Source organism: Luteimicrobium album, assembly GCF_030161555.1.
In the GTDB taxonomy this organism is placed as follows: Bacteria; Actinomycetota; Actinomycetes; order Actinomycetales; family Cellulomonadaceae; genus Luteimicrobium; species Luteimicrobium album.
In genome coordinates this window covers 4,166,844-4,183,861 of the sequence record NZ_BSUK01000001.1, presented here as the reverse complement: position 1 = coordinate 4,183,861, position 17,018 = coordinate 4,166,844, and the positions used below count along the sequence as shown (strand labels likewise).

24 protein-coding genes are annotated in these 17,018 nt (G+C 72.2%); 2 read left to right on the top strand and 22 right to left on the bottom strand.

What is annotated here, in order from left to right; genetic code table 11:
• The 3 genes from QQK45_RS21650 to QQK45_RS21640 all read right to left on the bottom strand — a co-directional run.
• A partial coding sequence (locus QQK45_RS21650) for a hypothetical protein (protein WP_284294880.1) occupies positions 1-229 on the bottom strand: 229 nt, incomplete at its 3' end.
• Positions 229-1,236: a major capsid protein gene (locus tag QQK45_RS21645; RefSeq protein ID WP_284291177.1), complete on the bottom strand. Its 1,008-nt coding sequence runs from the start codon at positions 1,234-1,236 to the stop codon at positions 229-231. The genes QQK45_RS21650 and QQK45_RS21645, both read right to left, overlap by 1 nt.
• A 16-nt stretch (positions 1,237-1,252) precedes the next feature.
• Entirely contained in the window at positions 1,253-2,008 is a 756-nt protein-coding gene (locus tag QQK45_RS21640) for a hypothetical protein (RefSeq protein ID WP_284291175.1), read from the bottom strand.
• Positions 2,009-2,106: 98 nt separating this feature from the next.
• On the opposite strand from QQK45_RS21640, the gene QQK45_RS21635 reads away from it, so the two are divergent.
• On the top strand, positions 2,107-2,268 hold the full coding sequence (locus tag QQK45_RS21635; RefSeq protein ID WP_284291173.1) for a hypothetical protein: 162 nt from the start codon (positions 2,107-2,109) through the stop codon (positions 2,266-2,268).
• A gap of 1 nt (position 2,269) precedes the next feature.
• On the opposite strand, the gene QQK45_RS21630 is transcribed toward QQK45_RS21635, so the two are convergent.
• The 5 genes from QQK45_RS21630 to QQK45_RS21610 all read right to left on the bottom strand — a co-directional run bounded on the left by QQK45_RS21630 (position 2,270) and on the right by QQK45_RS21610 (position 7,653).
• The gene (locus tag QQK45_RS21630) at positions 2,270-3,373 is read right to left on the bottom strand and encodes a phage minor capsid protein (RefSeq protein WP_284291171.1); all 1,104 of its coding nucleotides are present in this window, start codon (positions 3,371-3,373) and stop codon (positions 2,270-2,272) included.
• A gap of 13 nt (positions 3,374-3,386) precedes the next feature.
• Entirely contained in the window at positions 3,387-4,940 is a 1,554-nt protein-coding gene (locus QQK45_RS21625; protein ID WP_284291169.1) for a phage portal protein, read from the bottom strand.
• Between the two features lie 155 nt (positions 4,941-5,095).
• A complete protein-coding gene (locus QQK45_RS21620; protein ID WP_284291167.1) occupies positions 5,096-6,433 on the bottom strand; it encodes a PBSX family phage terminase large subunit in 1,338 nt (445 codons plus the stop codon).
• A complete protein-coding gene (locus tag QQK45_RS21615) occupies positions 6,420-6,923 on the bottom strand; it encodes a hypothetical protein (protein WP_284291165.1) in 504 nt (167 codons plus the stop codon). Before QQK45_RS21615 ends, QQK45_RS21620 begins: the two co-directional genes overlap by 14 nt.
• Before the next feature lie 172 nt (positions 6,924-7,095).
• Complete coding sequence (locus tag QQK45_RS21610; protein ID WP_284291163.1) at positions 7,096-7,653, bottom strand: hypothetical protein; 558 nt, start codon at positions 7,651-7,653, stop codon at positions 7,096-7,098.
• Positions 7,654-8,328: 675 nt separating this feature from the next.
• Between QQK45_RS21610 and QQK45_RS21605 the strand changes: the two genes are divergently transcribed.
• Positions 8,329-8,979 carry a hypothetical protein gene (locus QQK45_RS21605; protein ID WP_284291159.1) on the top strand — a complete coding sequence of 217 codons (651 nt, stop codon included), beginning with the start codon at positions 8,329-8,331 and terminating at the stop codon, positions 8,977-8,979.
• A 154-nt stretch (positions 8,980-9,133) separates the two neighbouring features.
• On the opposite strand, the gene QQK45_RS21600 is transcribed toward QQK45_RS21605, so the two are convergent.
• From QQK45_RS21600 to QQK45_RS21535, 14 genes are all read right to left on the bottom strand, one after another.
• Positions 9,134-9,688 carry a GNAT family N-acetyltransferase gene (locus QQK45_RS21600; RefSeq protein ID WP_284291157.1) on the bottom strand — a complete coding sequence of 185 codons (555 nt, stop codon included), beginning with the start codon at positions 9,686-9,688 and terminating at the stop codon, positions 9,134-9,136.
• Between the two features lie 28 nt (positions 9,689-9,716).
• On the bottom strand, positions 9,717-10,256 hold the full coding sequence (locus tag QQK45_RS21595) for a crossover junction endodeoxyribonuclease RuvC (protein ID WP_284294879.1): 540 nt from the start codon (positions 10,254-10,256) through the stop codon (positions 9,717-9,719).
• A complete protein-coding gene (locus QQK45_RS21590) occupies positions 10,253-10,543 on the bottom strand; it encodes a hypothetical protein (RefSeq protein ID WP_284291153.1) in 291 nt (96 codons plus the stop codon). Before QQK45_RS21590 ends, QQK45_RS21595 begins: the two co-directional genes overlap by 4 nt.
• 16 nt (positions 10,544-10,559) lie before the next feature.
• Positions 10,560-11,027 (bottom strand): hypothetical protein, encoded by a 468-nt coding sequence (locus tag QQK45_RS21585; protein ID WP_284291151.1) that lies wholly within the window; start codon positions 11,025-11,027, stop codon positions 10,560-10,562.
• Positions 11,024-11,227, bottom strand: a complete 204-nt coding sequence (locus tag QQK45_RS21580) for a hypothetical protein (RefSeq protein WP_284291149.1) — start codon at positions 11,225-11,227, stop codon at positions 11,024-11,026. Before QQK45_RS21580 ends, QQK45_RS21585 begins: the two co-directional genes overlap by 4 nt.
• Before the next feature lie 209 nt (positions 11,228-11,436).
• Positions 11,437-12,372, bottom strand: coding sequence for a DNA primase family protein (locus QQK45_RS21575; protein ID WP_284291147.1), 936 nt, complete (start codon positions 12,370-12,372; stop codon positions 11,437-11,439).
• Positions 12,369-13,094: a hypothetical protein gene (locus tag QQK45_RS21570; protein ID WP_284291146.1), complete on the bottom strand. Its 726-nt coding sequence runs from the start codon at positions 13,092-13,094 to the stop codon at positions 12,369-12,371. The genes QQK45_RS21575 and QQK45_RS21570 overlap by 4 nt, the downstream gene beginning before the upstream one ends.
• Positions 13,095-13,944: 850 nt before the next feature.
• On the bottom strand, positions 13,945-14,088 hold the full coding sequence (locus QQK45_RS21565; protein ID WP_284291145.1) for a hypothetical protein: 144 nt from the start codon (positions 14,086-14,088) through the stop codon (positions 13,945-13,947).
• The gene (locus QQK45_RS21560) at positions 14,085-14,330 is read right to left on the bottom strand and encodes a hypothetical protein (protein WP_284291144.1); all 246 of its coding nucleotides are present in this window, start codon (positions 14,328-14,330) and stop codon (positions 14,085-14,087) included. Before QQK45_RS21560 ends, QQK45_RS21565 begins: the two co-directional genes overlap by 4 nt.
• Before the next feature lie 102 nt (positions 14,331-14,432).
• Positions 14,433-15,941: a hypothetical protein gene (locus QQK45_RS21555; RefSeq protein WP_284294877.1), complete on the bottom strand. Its 1,509-nt coding sequence runs from the start codon at positions 15,939-15,941 to the stop codon at positions 14,433-14,435.
• Positions 15,938-16,135 carry a hypothetical protein gene (locus QQK45_RS21550; protein WP_284291140.1) on the bottom strand — a complete coding sequence of 66 codons (198 nt, stop codon included), beginning with the start codon at positions 16,133-16,135 and terminating at the stop codon, positions 15,938-15,940. The genes QQK45_RS21555 and QQK45_RS21550 overlap by 4 nt, the downstream gene beginning before the upstream one ends.
• Positions 16,132-16,329, bottom strand: coding sequence for a type 2 periplasmic-binding domain-containing protein (locus QQK45_RS21545; RefSeq protein ID WP_284291139.1), 198 nt, complete (start codon positions 16,327-16,329; stop codon positions 16,132-16,134). The genes QQK45_RS21550 and QQK45_RS21545 overlap by 4 nt, the downstream gene beginning before the upstream one ends.
• The gene (locus QQK45_RS21540) at positions 16,326-16,583 is read right to left on the bottom strand and encodes a hypothetical protein (RefSeq protein ID WP_284291138.1); all 258 of its coding nucleotides are present in this window, start codon (positions 16,581-16,583) and stop codon (positions 16,326-16,328) included. Before QQK45_RS21540 ends, QQK45_RS21545 begins: the two co-directional genes overlap by 4 nt.
• Positions 16,580-16,999, bottom strand: a complete 420-nt coding sequence (locus QQK45_RS21535) for a WhiB family transcriptional regulator (RefSeq protein ID WP_284294876.1) — start codon at positions 16,997-16,999, stop codon at positions 16,580-16,582. Before QQK45_RS21535 ends, QQK45_RS21540 begins: the two co-directional genes overlap by 4 nt.
• Positions 17,000-17,018: the final 19 nt, after the last annotated feature.

The following is a 17,018-nucleotide window of genomic DNA, read 5'->3' as shown; positions in this document are numbered from 1 at the left end:
CGAGGTCGACCCCGTGCTCGGCGGCGTACGCCTTGAGCTCGGGGGCCTTCCAGCTCGCCGACGGGTCGCCCTCCGGGAAGGGCGGCGTCTCAGGCGCCTCGACCGTGTAGCCGTGGCGCGCGAAGTACGCCAGCGCCGCGGCGTCCTCCGTCTCGCCGGTGCCGTCCTTGAAGTCGACGCCGACGACGGTCCCGTTGAACCCCGCTACGGGGGTGCGCACGGTAGCCATCAGTCGCCCTGCACCTTGATGTTGCGCAGGACGGCCGCGGCCTTCGTCGCCTTGAGAGCGACACCGACCGGGCCGAGCTCGACCTCGCCCTTCTTCACCGCGCCGGGCGTGGTGAAGTCGGGCAGGAACGTGGCCACGAGCTGGCCGCCGACGGTCGAGATTCCGTGGAACCCGTCGAGCCCGACGCGGTACGCGTACAGGTCCGTCAGGCCAGTCGTCGAAACGGTCGCGACCGTGCGGGTCTCGATCGGGATGATCGGGTCGTTCGTCCCGGCCTTCGCGCCCGGGTCGGCGAACACGATCGACCCGTACTGCTCGCGGACGATCGGGCGCCCGTTCTGCCCGACGAGCCCGTCGACCGGGTTCTGCGTGTACATCCCGGCGCGGCGGGCCGCGGCCCGGAATCGAGCGAGCGCCTTCGCGTTGCCGAGCACGATCGTCGGTGTGCCGTCGAGGAGCGCGAGGAACTCGTCGATGACGTCGAGCGCCACGTTCGCGGCGTTCGCGTCCGAGAACGAGGACCAGTCCGTGACCACGTCGACGTTCATCTCGGTGTCAGACCCGGTGAGGGCCTTGTCGAGACCGTCGAAGCCGTTGGCGTCGGTCGCGGTGTCGCCGTTGATGACGAGGTCCTGGAACTTCGTCCGCGTCGCCTTGATCTTCTGGTTGAGGTTGAGGGTCACGGCACCCGACGCGGCGGGCCCGAGCTTCGCGACGACGCGGTCCACCTCGAAGCTGCCGCCCATGACGGCAAGGTCGGTCGTGTACCGGGTCGTGGTGACGTTCTGGGCCGTGTACTCGCTGTTGATCGCGCGGGTCGCGGCGGTGGGCTGGGTGACGAGACGGCGGTACCCGTAGGTCAGGGTGTCGCCGCCGCCGGACGGGTTGACGACGTCGTCGAAGACGAGGGAGTCGAGGATCTCGGACTCCTTGCGGAACTCGTCGATGACGGCGACGTCGACGTCGTCCTGGGTGTTGTTCTTGGCCTCTACGAGGGTGACGGGCATGGGTAGGCTCCTTGGGCTACTGGCCGTACGCCGCGGTGACGGCGTCGGCGAGGGACTTGGGCTTGGTCTTCTCGCCGGTCCCGCCGGCGTGGTCGACGCTGGACGCTCCGACCGCCTGGGTCGCGAGCTTGGGGTTGTCCTTGACCGCGTCGGTGATGGCGGTCTTCACCGCGTCGGCGAAGCCGTCGTCGGTGGGGTCGAGGTCCGCGACCTTCGTCAGGAAGGCGCGGGAGTCGAGGAGGGCGCCGGGATCGGCCTTGAGGCCGGGGGCGGCGCGGAACACGGCGAGCTCGACGCGCGCCTGCCGAGCCTCGGACGCGGAGTCGGCGGCGGTCTTGGCGAGCTTGGCGGGGTCGGGTGCCTCGTCGCCCTTGACGAGGCCGAGGGCCTTGCCGATCTCCTGGGCGAGGGCGTCGCGGGCCTCCTGCGCGGCGCTCTGCTTCGCGTTGACGCGGGCGTCGCCGGCCTCCTTGCGCAGGTCGCCGATGAGCTTCTGGACGCCGGGCGGCAGGGAGTCGACCTTGCCGTCCCACTCGCCGCCGTCGTCGCCCTTCGGCTGCTGCACCTGGCGCTGCTGGACGGCCGCGGCGAGGTCAGCGGGCGACGGCGTGGTCGGCTTCTGCCCGTCGTCGCCCGGTGCGCTCTCCTGGCTGGCGCCGTCGGGGCCGGCGATGGCGTCGGCGGGCGCGGAGAAGAAGCGCAGGCGCTCGAAGCGGCGGGGCATGCCCGGGGTGGGCAGGGTGACGTGCGTGATGCTGGTGGTGTGGAACATGGTCCAGTGCCTCCCGGGCGCTGTTGTGGGTGGTCGGCCCTACGGTTCGGGCCAGGTCGCACGCACCAGGCGCGCGACCAACGAAGGGATCGGACGACATGGCAGAGAAGGCAAGCGCGGACGCGCTCGAGGCAGCGATCGTGAAGCTCGCGGCGAAGGCGCAGGAGGCGCCCGGGGCACACGCCCTGGAGTACTCCACGGCGGCGAAGGACCTCGCGGAAGCGCGCGCGTGGCTCCTGAACCCGGCGCAGCCGCACTGAGCTAGCGCGCCTTCCCGATCTGCTCGCGCGCCGACTGCCGCTTCAGCTCCGGGTTCGCCGCCAGGTGAGCCCGGAGTGCGGCCTGCCACTCCGCGACCTTCGCCGCCGCGGCCCGGCGGCCGGGCTCGTCGAGGGCGATCGCCTCGCGCATCTTCCACGTTCGGATCCCGCGCTCGAGCGCTCGCTGCCGCTGCTGCGCCTCGTACCCCTCAGGCGAGCTGCGCGGCTTCGGCGCGACCGTGGCACCCGGCACGTACGCGTTCAAGCTGTGCCGGCAGTTCGGGTGCTGGAACCCCGCCGCCCGCGCCTCGGCCACCGACCCGGCGACGTGGACCTTCACCGGCTGGCCCGTCGTCGCGGACCGGACCTCGACCGTCCCGACGGACTGCCCGCTGATCGAGAGAACCTTGCCCTCCCACGGTCGGCACAGCGGGCACTCCCGCGGCGCGTCCGACACGAGCACCAGGTCCAGGCCCGACGCCGAGAGCGTCGCGACGTGCCCTTGGATCGCGGCCCCGCCGGCGCCGGTGCGCACGGCCATCTCGACGTACGACGCGAGCTGCCACCGCCGCCCGGCCGAGTCCGTGAACCCGCCGATCCCGCGACCCAGGAGCCCGTCCATCGCCTGCTGCGCGGCCTGCCGGCGCGTCTGCGCCCCGACGACGACCGTCGACGCGGCCTGCGCGACGACCCGCTGGTACGCGTCCGTCGACGCCCGCAGCACCGTCGCCGGGAGGGCGCGGAGCTTCCACGTCGTCTCCGCGGCGATCTGCTGCACCGCGGCCTGCGCCGCCGGCGACAGTGACGGCACCTCGAGGCCGAGCGCGGTCAGGTCGGCGGCCGCCGCGCCCTCGCCCGCCGCCGCGGCGTCGAGGATCACCTGCAGCAGCTCCTTCGTCGCCGCGTCCTGCACGGTCGCGAGCTGCTCGGCGATCTCCCGGCGCAGCGCCTCGAGCTGCAGCGCCTTCTGTTCCGCCCAGTCCGGTGCGTCCAGGCCTCGTGCGACGCGGTCGCGGATGAGGCGGAGGACGACGAGCTCGGCCTGCGCGTACAGGGTGGAGACGCGGCGCGCGAGGCGCTCACCGAACGACGGGTCGACCGGCACGACGGGCCTCCCGTCAGAACGTCGGGACGGTGTCCGGGGACGTCAACGACTGCTCGGCGACGATCCGGGCGACCTCCTCGTCGACCTGCTCCTTGCCCCAGTCCGGGTGCACGAGCTGCACCTTGACCTGGGTCGAGGCGGCGCGGCCGGCTTCGAGGGCCTGCGCGGTCTGCGCGAGCGTCAGGACGCTGTCCTGCACGGAGTCCGGGAACGTGACCGTGACGTGCGCGCTCGTGTCGAGCTGGGTGCCGAACACCGAGGCGTCGATCGTGAGCATCTTGCCCATGAGCTGCTGCACCGCGGGCCGCTCGAGCCGGATCTTCCGGTCCCGCGTCTGGAACGACGCCCGCTCCCGGGCATGCACCTCGGTAGCTGTGATCGCCCCGCCGTCGCCGCCGTCCTCACCGAACGTCGCACCGGCGTACCCGGCGGACTGGATGATCCGTGCGACGAGGCTGTCGGCGGTGCGCAGGTGCTCGTCGACGCGGATAGCGAACTGCTGCGCCGTGATTGCGAGCGCGCCGTTGACGTCGCCGAGCGGGGCCTTGACGGCCTCGTACACCTCGGCGTCCAGGTCGAACGACGCGCCCTTGCCGGGCCCGGCGTCCTGGAGGTACGTCGTCGGGACGATGAGGCGGGCCTTCGCGAGGCGGATGTCCCGCATCAGCGACGACCACGTCTCGTCGAGGTTGTCCATCAGGCCCTCGACGCCGTCCAGGTCCGAGCGGCCGAGCGCGCGGCCGATCGGGTGGTCCCGCCACCGCCGCTGCGGTGTCTGGTTCGGCACGTACACGACGGCGAGGCCCGGGGTGCGGCCCGCGGCGAGCGCACCGTCCGCTGCGACGAGGTCGGCGAGCGGCGCCGTCGCCGGCTGCTCGACGAGCGGGACCCCGCGGCCGAGGTTGTCGCCGGTGCCCTCGTACAGGGCGTGGAAGACCAGCCCGAAGCCGGCCGGGTCGAGCTCGTGGCGCTCGAGGTGCCGCCACACGGTCCCGCCGTGGTGACCGACGACGTGCCAGAACGTGACAGCGACAAGGCGCCCCCACCGGAACTCGGGGAGCGCGGCGTCGGCGTCGACCGTCGTGACGAACGGGGCGTCGGCGAGCTGCGGGTCCCACGTGACCCGGTGGTACCGGCCACCGAGCGCGGCGCCGAGCTCCGCCCCGGCGGCGAGCGTGGTGGCGAGGGCGTCGTCGACGTACCCGGCCACGCGCGCGTTCGTCGCCGTGTCCTCGCTGTCGGTCGTGACGACGGGCGGTTCCGCGTACAGCAGGTCCGCCGACGCGCGGCACAGGTCCGCGGCGATCGGGACGTGGGTCTGGTCGCGGCGCTGCGCGAGCCCGTTGTCGGGTCGGCCCCACCAGAACCTGGCGAGGGACCCGACGACGCCGCCGGCGTACTGGGCCCGGCGTGTGGTGGACGCGCGGTCGTCGCGCTGCGCCGTCCGGTACGCCGCGGTGAGGCGGTCGGGGGTGCCGACGTACCAGGCGTCCCAGACGTCCTGCTGGGTGCGGATCGGGGCGAGGACCTTCGGGGGCCACGCGGTGCCGTTCTGGGGCAGCGGCATGCGGGCCTCCTCGGTGGTGTGGGACGCTCGGGCCGTGGACGGTGTGAGCTGGCTGTATCTGGTCGTGCTTCTCGTCGTGCCGATCGCCTACACCGTGTACATCCGGAGGCGCGACAACCCGGAGCTTCGGAAGCGTCGCCGCGGTCGGTAGCCGGTCAGTCGGTCGTGTCGGCGCCGGGCGCGTCGTCCATCGCGGGTGCGACGGGGACGGCGGAACGCCAGTCGTGGCGGGTCGTGTAGATCGCGTACCGCAGGGCGTCGACCTCGTCGTCGTCGGCCTTCACCGGCGCCGTCTCACCACGCGCGGTGGCCTTGTCGTCCCACACGTACCCGGTGATCCGTTCGATCAGACGAGGGCACGTCGCCGACACGACGAGCTTGTCGACGGCGAGCAGCGACGCGATGAGCTGGATGCCGGGCAGGACGGCTTTGTGGGCGTTGCGGACGCCGGGGACGCCGTCGTGGAACAGCTGGTGCCGGAACGACGCCGCGGCGGAGTCGACGGCGACCCACTCGGGTCGCTGCCACGCGTCGTGCGGCCGGGCGGCGAGCCAAGTGCGCAGCGAGGTGGCGTGCTCGCCGATCGTCGCGTGCCCCGGCGCCCACTCGTCGAGGACGTACAGCCGGTCCCCGGTCGCGCCGTCGCGCGTGTCGGGCCCGACGCCGAGGAGGTAGCCGCGGGTCGCGTGCTGGTCGCCGTAGTCCACGCCGAGCGCGAGCACCCGGTCCATCGTGGGGAGCGCGTCGGGGTCGATGACGTGGCGGGCTGGGTCCCACTGCTCGTAGACGGCGCCGGCGGCCTGGACCCACTCGCCGAGGATGAACCGGCGGTACCAGAGGCCCACGTACTCGCGCTGCACCTGCTCGACGTAAGCGGGGTCGAGGTGCGTGTTGTCGGTGAGGCGGAACCGGTGGACCTGGTAGCCGAGCTCGGCGGCGCGGTCGATGACCTGCCGCTTGAGCCAGTGCGCGGGCCCGTCGGGGTTCGTCGTCGCGAACAGCTGCGCTCCGGGCACGGACATGCGGCCGAGGAGCTGCGTCCAGAACGCCTCGCTGACGAGGGTCGACTCGTCGACGTACGCGCCGGCCACGGTCAGGCCACGCAGCACGGCCTCGGAGCGGGCGTCAGACGCGCCGAGGACGTGAACCGTCCGCCCGAGGATGACGCCAGTCGGTGCGCCCGCGGTGTACGCGACGTGCCGTGCCAGGGTGCCGAACAGGGACGGGTCCTTGAGGGGGCCGAAGACGTTGCGGGCGATGGACTCGCGGGTGCGGCCGACGACGACGAGCTCACCACCGCGCGGGGCCTTCGCGACGAACAGCAGCCAGCGCAGCAGCGACGCGATCGTCTTCCCTGACCGGATGCTCCCAGTCCACTGGACGACGCGGGCGTCCGCGTGGGCGATAGAGCGGATCTGCGCGGGGAGAGCTGCTGGCGGACGGCGGCGACGACGGCCGGCGTCGCGGTCGCGACGGGCGTCATGGTGCACCATCCTGGTCGGCGGCGGCAGTGATCGCGTTCGCGATGCCGTCGAGCATCGACAGGGCGTCGACGATCCCGCCGTCCGCGTCGTGCACGGCGATCTTCAGCGACCGGTCGATCGCGGCCCCGGCGGCCTGGACGAGCTTCAGCTTGTCCGAGGGGATCGGCTCCGGGGCTTCCTTCTCGTCGTAGTCGTGGTCCTTGCCGCCCCAGTCCCAGTACAGGTGCGGCCTCCACAGCTGGGACCGCAGGCGTTCGGCGTCCTCGAGGAGCGCGAGCTCGAGCGCCGCGCGCCGGCCGCGGGCGTCGGTGACGTTCGCGGTCGTCGCGGCGAGGGTCGCGGTGCGGTCGACGAGGATCCCGAGGTGCTGCATGCGGCGCCCGACGGCGGTCTTGGACCGGTCGAGCTCGGCGGCCATGTCGCGGACGGAGTGGCCGGCGGCGGCGAGGTCGCGCAGGTGTTGGTCGTCGGCGGCGGTCCAGGGGCGGGCAGCGGGCATCGCTCGTCACCTGCCTGGGCTGGTCTCACCGCGCCGGGCGGGCTGTTGACGTCGCGCGGACATGGGGCGACCCCCGGAGCTGGTGGGCTCGACGGGGGTCGTGTGGGTGTGTTCGGGCATGCCGAACGCACGCCCAGTATGCGGGCCTGTGGATAAGGGGTCAAGGCGCAGGTCAGTCCGGCGTGTCGTCGCTCGGCACGCCGTGCTCGTCGACGCGCTGCAGCCCGCCGTTCTCGAAGCGGCGCCACCACCGACCGGCCACATCGCGGAACGTCATAACGGCACGAGCGCGCCCGTCAGCTTCGAGCACGCGCTCGGGTGCGACGTAGGCCATGGGGGCGCCAGGTGGGAGGACGGCACAGTGCGTGACCTCGATCCAACGATTCGTGCTGTCGGTGACGAGGCCGACCTCGACGTCGAACACGGTCTGCTCCGAGCCGTTGAAGACGACTGCGGCGTCCACTGACGTCATGAACGTCGAGCCCAGCCGAGGGCCGACCTCGCGTTGCTGGACCTCATGCCAGGCGATGACCCTGAGCGCCTGCGCCTGGCGCGCAGCCGTGTCGCTTGCAATCTGCTCGGCGACGCGGACCTCGCGCGCCCGCTCGCGGTCATCGCGCGTGACCCACCAGCGAACGAGTGCGACGACGCTGGACGCGGCGACGATGACGAGCGCGCCGAACGATCCGATGGACGAGAGCACGTCCCACGTCGTGGTGGTGTCCTGCATGGGCCGGAGCGTACCGGCCGCCGCCCACCTCACGCCGCGGTGGCCGCGCTCCGGTGCGCGAGCACGGCGAGCCACGTCCCCGCGTCCCATCGCAGGGGCTGTCCGTCGTCGTCGCGGCAGGTGCGGCACAAGACATCGGCGGCGTCGCCGGCGTACTGCCATCCGGGCGCGAGGTACAGGCGCCGATTGCAGTCAGGGCACGGCGGGAGCGCCGAGGGTGCGGGCGTCCAGGGCTGCTCGTCGTCGTGGGCTTCGTCGAGGAGCGCGCGGCAGCGACGCGCCCAGGCGGTGAGGTCGTGGGCGGCGTCGCGGACCGGGGCCGGCCGCCGTGCCCTGACGCGATGGCGTGGTCGACGAGCACGGGCAGGCGCCCGATGGCGTCGAGGGTCTGGCGGTCGCCGTCGGGCCGGAACCGCGCCTGCTGGAACAGGAGCAGCGTGAGCGTGGACTCGTGGCGGCGGACGGCCGCGGCGATGTCGAGGGCGAGGTTCGCGGCGGGCCCGTTCCAGGGGATGCGGTGGATGTCGGCGCGCCCGCCGAGCTGCGACTCCGCGACGGTGTTCGAGGCGTGGGGGATGAGGGCGTTGACGCGGCGGAGGAGGCCGTGGGGTGCGGCGGTGAGGGTGCGGGCGGTGGTGTAGAGCTCGTCGACAGCGATCACGGTTCCTCCTGCTCGTGGATTCCATCCTTGACACGTGGCGTTCTCGGATGGAGCGTCTCGGCATGGGGCCGAAGAAGAAGAAGTGCGAGTCCTTCGCGATCTTCGAGAAGAACAACGCGCGAGCAAGCTTTCTGATCCAGGACTTCACGCTGGCTCGGAAGGCTGGGCGGCCGCAGGAGATCGAGCGCGCTCTGCTGCAGGGTGCAGTCGTCTTTTCGATCGGGGCGCTGGACAATTTTGTCCACGAACTGATCCTCGAAATTGTGCCCCGGTTCGGCGGAAACGGTGACGCGCTGCACGAGCCGCTTCGCAACATCGCGAGAGACGACCCGGCCCTCGCGCTCCGTGTTGCGCTGGCACCGACGCCTGAGCGTCGGCGTGAGGAGTTGCAAGCAGCGCTCGATAAGTGGCTGGAATCGAAGTCCTTCCACGGAGTCAGCGCGGTCGTCAACGGGCTGAAGTACTGCGGCGTTGACTTGTCGGAGGTGGGGTTGCCGACGAACTGGCGAGCGCGCGTCGAACACTTCACGGAGATGAGACACAAGATCGTGCATCGAGGGATGAGGCCGAGCCTGACCGTCGAGAACGCAACGGAGTGTGTCGATCTGATGGGTCGGCTCGCCGCCAACATCAACGACGAGGCTGTCAAGAAGTACCACCCGTAACTCGCGGCTTCGACGCAGCCAATGAATCTGCCAACGCGCGAAAACCGTGACATCGCCGCGATGTGAGCGAATCGTGACACCGACCATGGACCCATCGTCCACACTGCAGTCAACACACACGGGACGCCCATGGGACGTCCCGGCGACGACTCTGCTACTGGAAGCTCTGTGCCGCGGGGCGCTTGTAGAAGTAGAACGCGACCTCGTCGGCGCCACGCTCGGGGAACCACCTCTTGCCGAGCAGGTTCGGGAGCGGCTGGCCAGGCTCGGTGATGGTGAAGCCGTGGCGACGGTAGAACTTCTCGAGCTGGTCCGCCTGCAGGTCTGCGGTGACGACGCCGAACCATGCGCGGACGCCTGTGGAGGCGAGGCGAGTCTCGAGGTGGTGCACGAGCGCGCCGCCAATGCCGCGGCCGCGGGCGTTCGGCTCAACCGCCAGTAGGTCGAGTTCGCTGTGCTTGTCCAGCACGTTCGCGTAGGGTCCTCGGCTCCCCAGGATCGCGGAGCCGGCCGCGACTTGTGCACGGCACGAGAGTGCAGCGCCGAGGAGGTGACCGTCTTCGTCGCGGGCCTGAGCGATGACGGGGGCGTAGAGGTAGTCGTGCTCCGGCGCGGGCACGGCGTTGGGTGCGATGCCGTGAATCGCACTCGCGAAGAGCCGCTGGACGGCGGCGCGTTGAACGGTCGTGACTGCCTCGGTGATCTGCACGGCGTCACCGTATCGGTGAAGGTCACGTTCACGCAGCGAGCTCCTCGAGATCGGGCCACTGGCCGCCGTTCATGGCGGCGAGGTGCGTGGCGGGGACGTCGTCGATGGGGTGGCCGAGGTGGCGTGCGCCCATGGCGGCGAGGATGAGGGCGTCGGCTTCGTCGTTGCCGGTGATGTCGACGGTGGGGTGGCGGCGGATGACGGCGGCGAGCACCTGGTCCTTGCCGGCGTTGCCCTTGCCGGTGGCGTACTTCGCGCGGGTGGTGGGCGGGACGACGGCGACGGCGTCGACGTGCTGGACGATGCGGTCGATGACAAGCCACCACAGGCCGGCGCGTTCGGTGGCGTGCGGGGATCGTGCGGCGTAGGCGAGGCCTTCGATGACGACGAGGTCGGCGCCGTCGGTCCAGGAGGCGACGTTCGCGACGATGCGGCGGAGGCGGTTGTGGCGGCCGTGGAGGTCGTCGTGGTCGGGCTTGGTCTGGATGCGGTCGACAGCGGCGTGGCGGCCGGCGATGACGGCGACGCCGGTGGAGGTGAGGGAGAGGTCGAGGCCGACGATCTTCACGCGTGCGCCTCCAGTGTCCCGTACCAGGCGGCGTCGTAGCCGAGTCTGCTCAGGATGTCGGCCCGTAGCGTGTCGGTCTCTCCGGGGAAGCTCGCGGAGCCGTCGGCGAAGGTGGTGGCGAGGGCGGCGAGCATGTTCGCGGTGCGCAGCTCGTGGGCGACGGCGAGGCTCGCTTCCGTCTGGGCCTCGGCGAGCAGGTACCGGGCGTGGTCCGGGTCGGCTGTGTAGGCGCGGTCCAGGCGGTCTCCGGCCCGGTCGGCGTGGCTGTTCGAAGGCAGGTTGGGCATGGGGTGCTCCTTGGGGTCAGTACGGCGGTTCGCCGTGCATGGGGTCGGCGGTGCGGGTGGTGCGGAGGCGCAGGGGTGCGCGTGAGAGGGGTGGGCGCCCGCAGACGTGGGCGGCGAGGACGACGACGTGGTCGGCGGGTGCGAGGCGGGCCAGGGGTGGGACGTGGGGTTCGTGGCGGGGTGTGAGCTCGTGGCGGCCGGCGAAGGTCCAGAGCTGCCAGGTGGGGGTGTCGAGGATGACGGCGGCGGCTTCGAGTTGTGGGGTGAGGGGGTGGGGGTCGCAGCGTGCGAGGCCGGCGCAGCGGGGTGCGTCGAGGCCGACGACGGTCCAGCGTGCGCAGCGGGGGCAGGGGCGTGGAAGGGCTCGTCCGGAGGCGAGGGTGGGTGTGGCGCCGTGGGTGGTGGTGAAGGCGGTGACCCAGGCGGGCTCGGAGGTCGCGGCGGCGTCGAGGTCGTCGGGTTCGAGGTCGAACAGGGCAGTCATGCTCGTTTCGCCGCCTCGATGAGGAGTGCGGCGACGTCGCGGTGCAGCTCGTTGCGGCGTACGGCGTTGCTGGGCGGCGTCGCGGCCAGGGTCGCGAGGAGGTACGACCAGGCGTACCCCATGAGCTCCTTGTCGGTGCTGGAGCTCGCGAGGCGGTCGGCCCAGAAAGGGTCAGGCACCGAGGCGGCCGGGTCGTTCATCGGGTTCCTCCGTCGTGGTGGTCGTGACGCGTGATGCGTGGGTTGGGTATGACGGCAACGCACGTACGTACGTGCGGGCGTAGGGCGTCATGTTGGAAAGTCGCGTCATCGCGTCACCACGCGTCATAACTGCAGGTCAGAGCGCGTGACGCGTGCTGTGGGTACGCGTCACGAACAGGCACGCACGCGTCACGATTCGTTGCCATGGGCTACCGCCACCCCTGCTGGTCGAGGCGCTCGTCGAGGGTCGGTGACGCGTCCCGTGACGCGTCGGGGCCGTCGTCCTCGATGTCGTTGAGGCGGATGCCGGCGAGGTATCGGGCCGAGTTCGACCGCTCGGTGCGGATCCCGTACTTCGACCGCAGCGCGACGGTGAACGTCTTCGGGGACATGGGGGTTGCGCCGGCGTCGGTGCACCACCGCTCGTACGCGGTGCGCAGCTGCGCGGACCGCACGCGCAGGTCCTGCCGGTTCGGGTCGCCGGTGACGCAGCAGTCGGTGACGAACCCGGCGACGGTGTCCTGTTCGGTCTCGTACGCCTTCGTGGCTGCGGTGACGGCGTCGGGGGCGGCGAGGCCGCGGGCGAAGTAGTCGGCTGCGCCGCGGATCGCCCACGCGAGGATCGCGGGGCCCTCGTCGGCGATGAGGCGTTCCTCGAGGTCCTTGACGCGGGCGCCCTCGGGGACGGTGTGCACGAAGGGGACCATGACGACGCGCCGCCAGAACGCGAGCCCGCCGACCCGGACCTCCGGTTCGTGGTTGGACAGGACCCACAGGGTGTGGGTGGGCGTGAAGTCGAAGAGGTCCTCGCGCATGAACCGGGCGGAGATCGTGTCCTTGCCGGTCAGGGACTTGATGCGGGCCTCGTCGAACGTCTGGCCCTCGTTGATCTCGGAGGTGACGGTGAGGCGCTGTCCTTGCAGTCGGGCGAGCTCGGTGGGGTGCCCGTGGTTGCGGGTCGCGAGGAGCATCTCGGCGGGCGCTTGGCCGGAGTACCCGTCGGCGCCGAGGCCGACGATGTGCTGCAGGGTCGACATGAACGTCGACTTGCCGTTGGCGCCGGACCCGTGGGCGAAGAAGAAGACCTGGTCGAGGACGGCGCCGACGAGGGACATGCCGACGGCGCGCTGGACGAAGGCGATCATGTCGGGGTCGCCGGCGAACGTGTCGGCGAGGAACCGGTCCCACAGGGGTGGGACGCGTCGAAGTCGGGCGCGACGGTGGTGGTGCGGGTGTGCAGGGCCGCGGGGTCGGGTTGGGACAGTGTCCCGGTGCGCAGGTCGACGATGCCGGCGGGGGTGTTGAGCTCGTAGGGGCGAGCGTCGAGCTCCTTCGCGGCGACGACGATGCGCTGGTCGGATTGGGCGAGTCGCAGGACGTCGGTGACGCCGCGGGCGCTGAGGGCTTTCTTGCGGTAGGTCTCCCAGCCTTCGCCTCCGGGGAGGCGGCGGACGAGGGTGCGGGCGTGTTCGCGGACGAGCTCGCGGTCGTCGACGGACCAGTGGTGGCCGGTCCATGTGAGCCATCGTCCGCGGCCGGTGGCGTAGCGGACGGTGTCGGCGTGGGCGTCGACGAACAGGAGGGCGGTGTTGTCCTGGTCGGGGGTCGCGACGCGGTCGGCGACCTGCTCGGGGGCGGGCTCGTCGACGACGTGGAGCTGCGGGCGCGGCGCGGGCGGGACGGGGAGCGCGCCGTCGGCGGTGGGGGCGATGAGGCCGGCGAGGTCGTCGGCGGTCGGGTGGTCGGGCACGGGGCGCAGAGCGGTGGCGCGCTGCCCGAATCCGGCGGCGGCGAGGGCCTTGGCGGCGGCGGTGTGGTCGCCGCCGTGCTCGAGGACGGCGAGCGCGCCGAGCTTCGTGTACGGCACCTCGGGGGCGAAGTCGGTGGACGAGGTGAAGACGTAGAGGCGGTCGCGGTCGTCGGCGTGCCCGGTGGTCGCGCTGATGCCTTGCCCGCGGTCCTTGCCGGGGCGGAGCCAGTAGCGGGTGCGGCCGCGGGCGGAGACGAGGGTCCAGCCGTGGGGGTGAGGATGTCGGCCCAGTCGGTGCGGTTCTCGTAGTCGTCGCCGGGTGTGACGCCCTGGGTGGGGTCGTGCGGGGCGACGGGCGTCGACGTGGTGGCGTGCTCGGGCTGCTCGTCGAGGGTGCGCAGGATCGCGCAGAACGCGTCGAGCTCCTCGGGGGTGAGGACGGCAGCGTCTGCAGGACCGCCGGCGAGCCGCACCCACGGGCGCCCGGATGCGTGGTGGCGTGACGGGGCGACGACGACCTGGCCGCCTTCGCCGCGGGTCTCGGCGAGGACGAGGCCGTCGGCGGCCCGCGCGAGCTTCTGGTTGCCGAGGACGGGCTGGTGGGAGTCGGTGCGGACGTGGAAGTGGACGCCGCCGGACGGGGAGTGCTCGAGCCACCCGGAGGTGACGCGGGCCCACAGGTCGCCGAGGCCGGTGTCGGTGGCGAGCTGCGCGAGGTCGGGGAGGTGGTGGGCGGCGCGGCCCTCGATCTCGATCATGACGGCGTTGCCGGAGACGTGGCCTTGGACGACGCCGAGGTCGTAGCCGGGGTGGGTGAACCAGGCGCGAACCCGGGAGTCGTCGGGGCGCTGGTCGGTGTACTGCTTCCAGGCGGTGAGGGCGGGGGCCTTGGTGCCGTCGTCGCGGATGGGGATGACGGAGTAGCCGGCGTCCAGCAGCTCGAGGGCGGCGGTGAGGACGTCGTTGGTCACTGGGGCTCCTGGTCGTCTTCGGTGAGGCGGTCGATGCGGTCGTCGTCGAGTTCGTTGTCGGGCGGGTCGGGGTGCTCGGTCTCCCAGAGGTCGTGGGCGCGCCAGAAGGTGGTGTGTGCGGCGGCCGCGAGCGTCGTCATCGCGCGTTCCGGAGGCTCTTCGTCGCGACGGCGATGGCGCCAGCCGACCGGTGCAGGATCGACGCCGCGTTCCGGTTGACGTCGGCCCGCGCCGCGTCGTCGATCGGAAGGAGCCACCACGTCGACGACTCGGGCCCGGCAGACCACACCGACCAGCGACCGCGAAGACCGTCGACGGCGAGCACGTTGCCGGGTCGGACGTCGCCGGAGCGGAACGGCTGGGGGAGCTTGGTGTCGGTCATGTCGTCCTCCCGGGACGTCGAAGGTGTTGGAGGTGCTGGTGGTCCCCGCGCCCCGGATCGAACGGGCTGGGGCGCGCCGGTTGCGCGCGCGGGGTGCCGCGGTCAGGCGGCGGTGCGCAGGAGCGCGATGACGGACGCGTCGAGGCCGGTGGCGCCGGCGATCGTGGCGTCGTCGAGGCCGAGCGCGACGAGCTGCCGCGCCTTCTCCCCGGCGTCGGAGCCCGACGGCGCGGGGGCGGGCGGCGCTGCCTGGACCGGCGTCGTCGTCGGGGCCGGGGTGGTGCCGAGGAAGTCGCCCGACTGGGCCGCCTTGTCCGGGGCGGCGTACTGGGCCTCCCAGAGCTTGCGGTCGGAGTACCCGCGGGTCTTCGACGGCTCCGTCCCGACGAACGAGACGGTGAGGGTGCCCCCGACCTCGAGGCCCTTGGCGCCGGACTTCTGCACGGCGGCGCGGACGGCGTCGTGCACGGACTTCGACCCGGGCGCCTTGGAGCCCTTGACGTAGACGGCGCGCACGCCGTCGTCCTCGGGGTCGTCGCGCAGGTCGGTGGCGAGGGTGACGACGAGCTGCATGCGCGGGTCGCCGTTGTCCCAGGTGAGGAGGTTCCCGTCGAGGTCGGTCTGCTGGCGGACCTCGACGGACTGGACCTTGCCGGTCACGGTGTAGCCGACGGCGTCGTCGCGCCCGAAGGCGGACTTCGAGCCGGACCCCATGAGGAAGTCGTTGGTGTCGGTCATGGTGGTGCTCCTTGTGGTGTCGGTACTGCGGTGGGTTGGGGTCACCCGAGGAGGTCGGCGAACGCCTTCTCGGGAGCGTGGTGGCCGGGCGGGTTGAGCCCGGCGCCGTCGGGGAAGCGCGCGCAGTCGTAGCAGTGCCGCGCCCTGGGGAGGCTGGTGATCCACGCGTCGCGCTGCTCGACGCCCAGGGCGTCCTCGAGGGCGCGGAGGTTGTCGTGGAGGCGGTTGGCGCGGTCGAGGGCGGCGACGGCGCGGGCGCGGTCGTGGGGGCGTGCCACCAGATCGCGTCGTCGAGTCCGCGCACGCTGTTGCGGGGCAGGTAGACGATCGAGACGTGCTCGACGCGGATCCCGGCGTCGTTCCACCCTTCGCGTAGAGGTCGGCCTGGACCCGGTAGACGGGCGAGGGTCCGACCTTGGCGGCGGTGAGGGTGGACGCGCCGACGAGCTTCCAGTCGATGGTCAGGCCGGCGGCGACGTCGAGAGCGTCGGTGGATCCCCAGATCTCCTGGCCGCCGATGTGGCCGACCATCGTCTTCTCCTCGACGAGGTACCGGCCCGGCCGCTGGTTGAGCCAGGCGTTCATCTCGCGGTCGAGGAGGACGCGCTCGAGGTTCTCGTGCATCGCGGTCCCGACGTACGGGAGCCACGCTGTGCTCGGGAGCTGCTCCCACTGCGCGAGCTTCGCGGCGAGGCAGTGGTCGCAGTCGGTGCCGATCTCCGAGGGCCCGATGATCTTCTGGTGGTTCCGCGGCTTGTTGGCGATCGCGTCCTCGACGAGCGTGCGCAGCTCGCGCAACGCGACGTCGGGGGCGGTGCCGGTGTGCAGGTACGCGTCGCGGTACTCGGTCGCGAGCGCGGACATGGCCGTCATGACTCGCCCCGCGTCAGCTCGATGACCAGCTGGGCGTACTCGGCGGCCGCGTGGGCGTTGTTCTGCGCGGCGATGCCGGCGAGGTGAGCGAGCGCTCGGCGCGTCTCGGCGCCACGTGCGGCGATCACGCGAGCACGCGTCTCGGCGTTCATCTCCCGGAGCTGCCCGACGCTGATCGGGGGCAGTGTGCTCATCGGTACGTGTCCTTCCTGGCGTCGTTGCGGGACAGCTGGGCCGCGATGTCGCGGCGCTTGTGGCGTTCGAGGTAGCGGTGCACCTGGCGGGGGAGCCACCCGAGGTCTGCGGCGACGGCGAGCGTCGTCGCACCGTCCGCGGCGGCGGCTTCGATGCGGGCGAGGCGGTGCCGGGCCCGCAGGACGGCCGTCACGGGACGACCCGGTCGTCGGACCAGGCGTAGGCGCGCATGCTCTTGTCCTGGTGCGGGCCGTCGTGCCCGGGCCGCCGGTCGCAGACCGCGATGTGGTAGATCGGGTGGCCGGCCTGCGTCAGGTACGCGATCGAGTCCGTGATGCGCTCGGCCCCGCACTGCACGGCGCCGCGGGCGCGAGCGCCGGCGCGGATCGTGGGAAGGCCCGCCTGCGACGACGGCGGGTGCACGGTGGGCTGCTCGTCGCCGGTCATGCTGCGACCGCCACGACGTGGACGCGCTCCGGCTTGGCGTTGCGCTTCACGCCGCCCCACACCCCGTACTGCTCCCGTGCGGCCTCCGCGCGCTCGGCGCACAGGGCCTTGACCGGGCACACCGCGCAGAACGCTGCCGCGCGGGCGACGTCCGACGGCGCCTCGGAGAACCACAGATCGGGGTCGAGGGACCTGCACACCGCCGACTCGACCCAGTCGCCGGCCAGGGCGCGGCGCGCCGCGACGTGCGGCTCGACGACCTTCGTCGCGATCGTCTTCGGCATGACGGGGATGACACCGCCGCCGGCGAGCTCGCGGCTGTAGCAGGCGCCGCACTTCCCGTGACCGGCGAGCTGCTTGGACCCGGCGGGCCACTCGTCGCGCGGCAGACCGCGGACGCGGAGCGGACGCCGCACTCGGCGCAGGTCGTGGGCG

Coding starts and splice junctions, on each gene's coding strand:
- QQK45_RS21645 (WP_284291177.1), bottom strand. CDS start 1,236: ATGCCCGTCACCCTCGTAGAGGCCAAGAACAACACCCAGGACGACGTC.
- QQK45_RS21640 (WP_284291175.1), bottom strand. CDS start 2,008: ATGTTCCACACCACCAGCATCACGCACGTCACCCTGCCCACCCCGGGC.
- QQK45_RS21635 (WP_284291173.1), top strand. CDS start 2,107: ATGGCAGAGAAGGCAAGCGCGGACGCGCTCGAGGCAGCGATCGTGAAG.
- QQK45_RS21625 (WP_284291169.1), bottom strand. CDS start 4,940: ATGCCGCTGCCCCAGAACGGCACCGCGTGGCCCCCGAAGGTCCTCGCC.
- QQK45_RS21620 (WP_284291167.1), bottom strand. CDS start 6,433: ATGGTGCACCATGACGCCCGTCGCGACCGCGACGCCGGCCGTCGTCGC.
- QQK45_RS21615 (WP_284291165.1), bottom strand. CDS start 6,923: ATGCCCGCTGCCCGCCCCTGGACCGCCGCCGACGACCAACACCTGCGC.
- QQK45_RS21610 (WP_284291163.1), bottom strand. CDS start 7,653: ATGCAGGACACCACCACGACGTGGGACGTGCTCTCGTCCATCGGATCG.
- QQK45_RS21590 (WP_284291153.1), bottom strand. CDS start 10,543: ATGCCCAACCTGCCTTCGAACAGCCACGCCGACCGGGCCGGAGACCGC.
- QQK45_RS21585 (WP_284291151.1), bottom strand. CDS start 11,027: ATGACTGCCCTGTTCGACCTCGAACCCGACGACCTCGACGCCGCCGCG.
- QQK45_RS21580 (WP_284291149.1), bottom strand. CDS start 11,227: ATGAACGACCCGGCCGCCTCGGTGCCTGACCCTTTCTGGGCCGACCGC.
- QQK45_RS21575 (WP_284291147.1), bottom strand. CDS start 12,372: ATGATCGCCTTCGTCCAGCGCGCCGTCGGCATGTCCCTCGTCGGCGCC.
- QQK45_RS21565 (WP_284291145.1), bottom strand. CDS start 14,088: ATGACGACGCTCGCGGCCGCCGCACACACCACCTTCTGGCGCGCCCAC.
- QQK45_RS21560 (WP_284291144.1), bottom strand. CDS start 14,330: ATGACCGACACCAAGCTCCCCCAGCCGTTCCGCTCCGGCGACGTCCGA.
- QQK45_RS21555 (WP_284294877.1), bottom strand. CDS start 15,941: ATGACGGCCATGTCCGCGCTCGCGACCGAGTACCGCGACGCGTACCTG.
- QQK45_RS21550 (WP_284291140.1), bottom strand. CDS start 16,135: ATGAGCACACTGCCCCCGATCAGCGTCGGGCAGCTCCGGGAGATGAAC.
- QQK45_RS21540 (WP_284291138.1), bottom strand. CDS start 16,583: ATGACCGGCGACGAGCAGCCCACCGTGCACCCGCCGTCGTCGCAGGCG.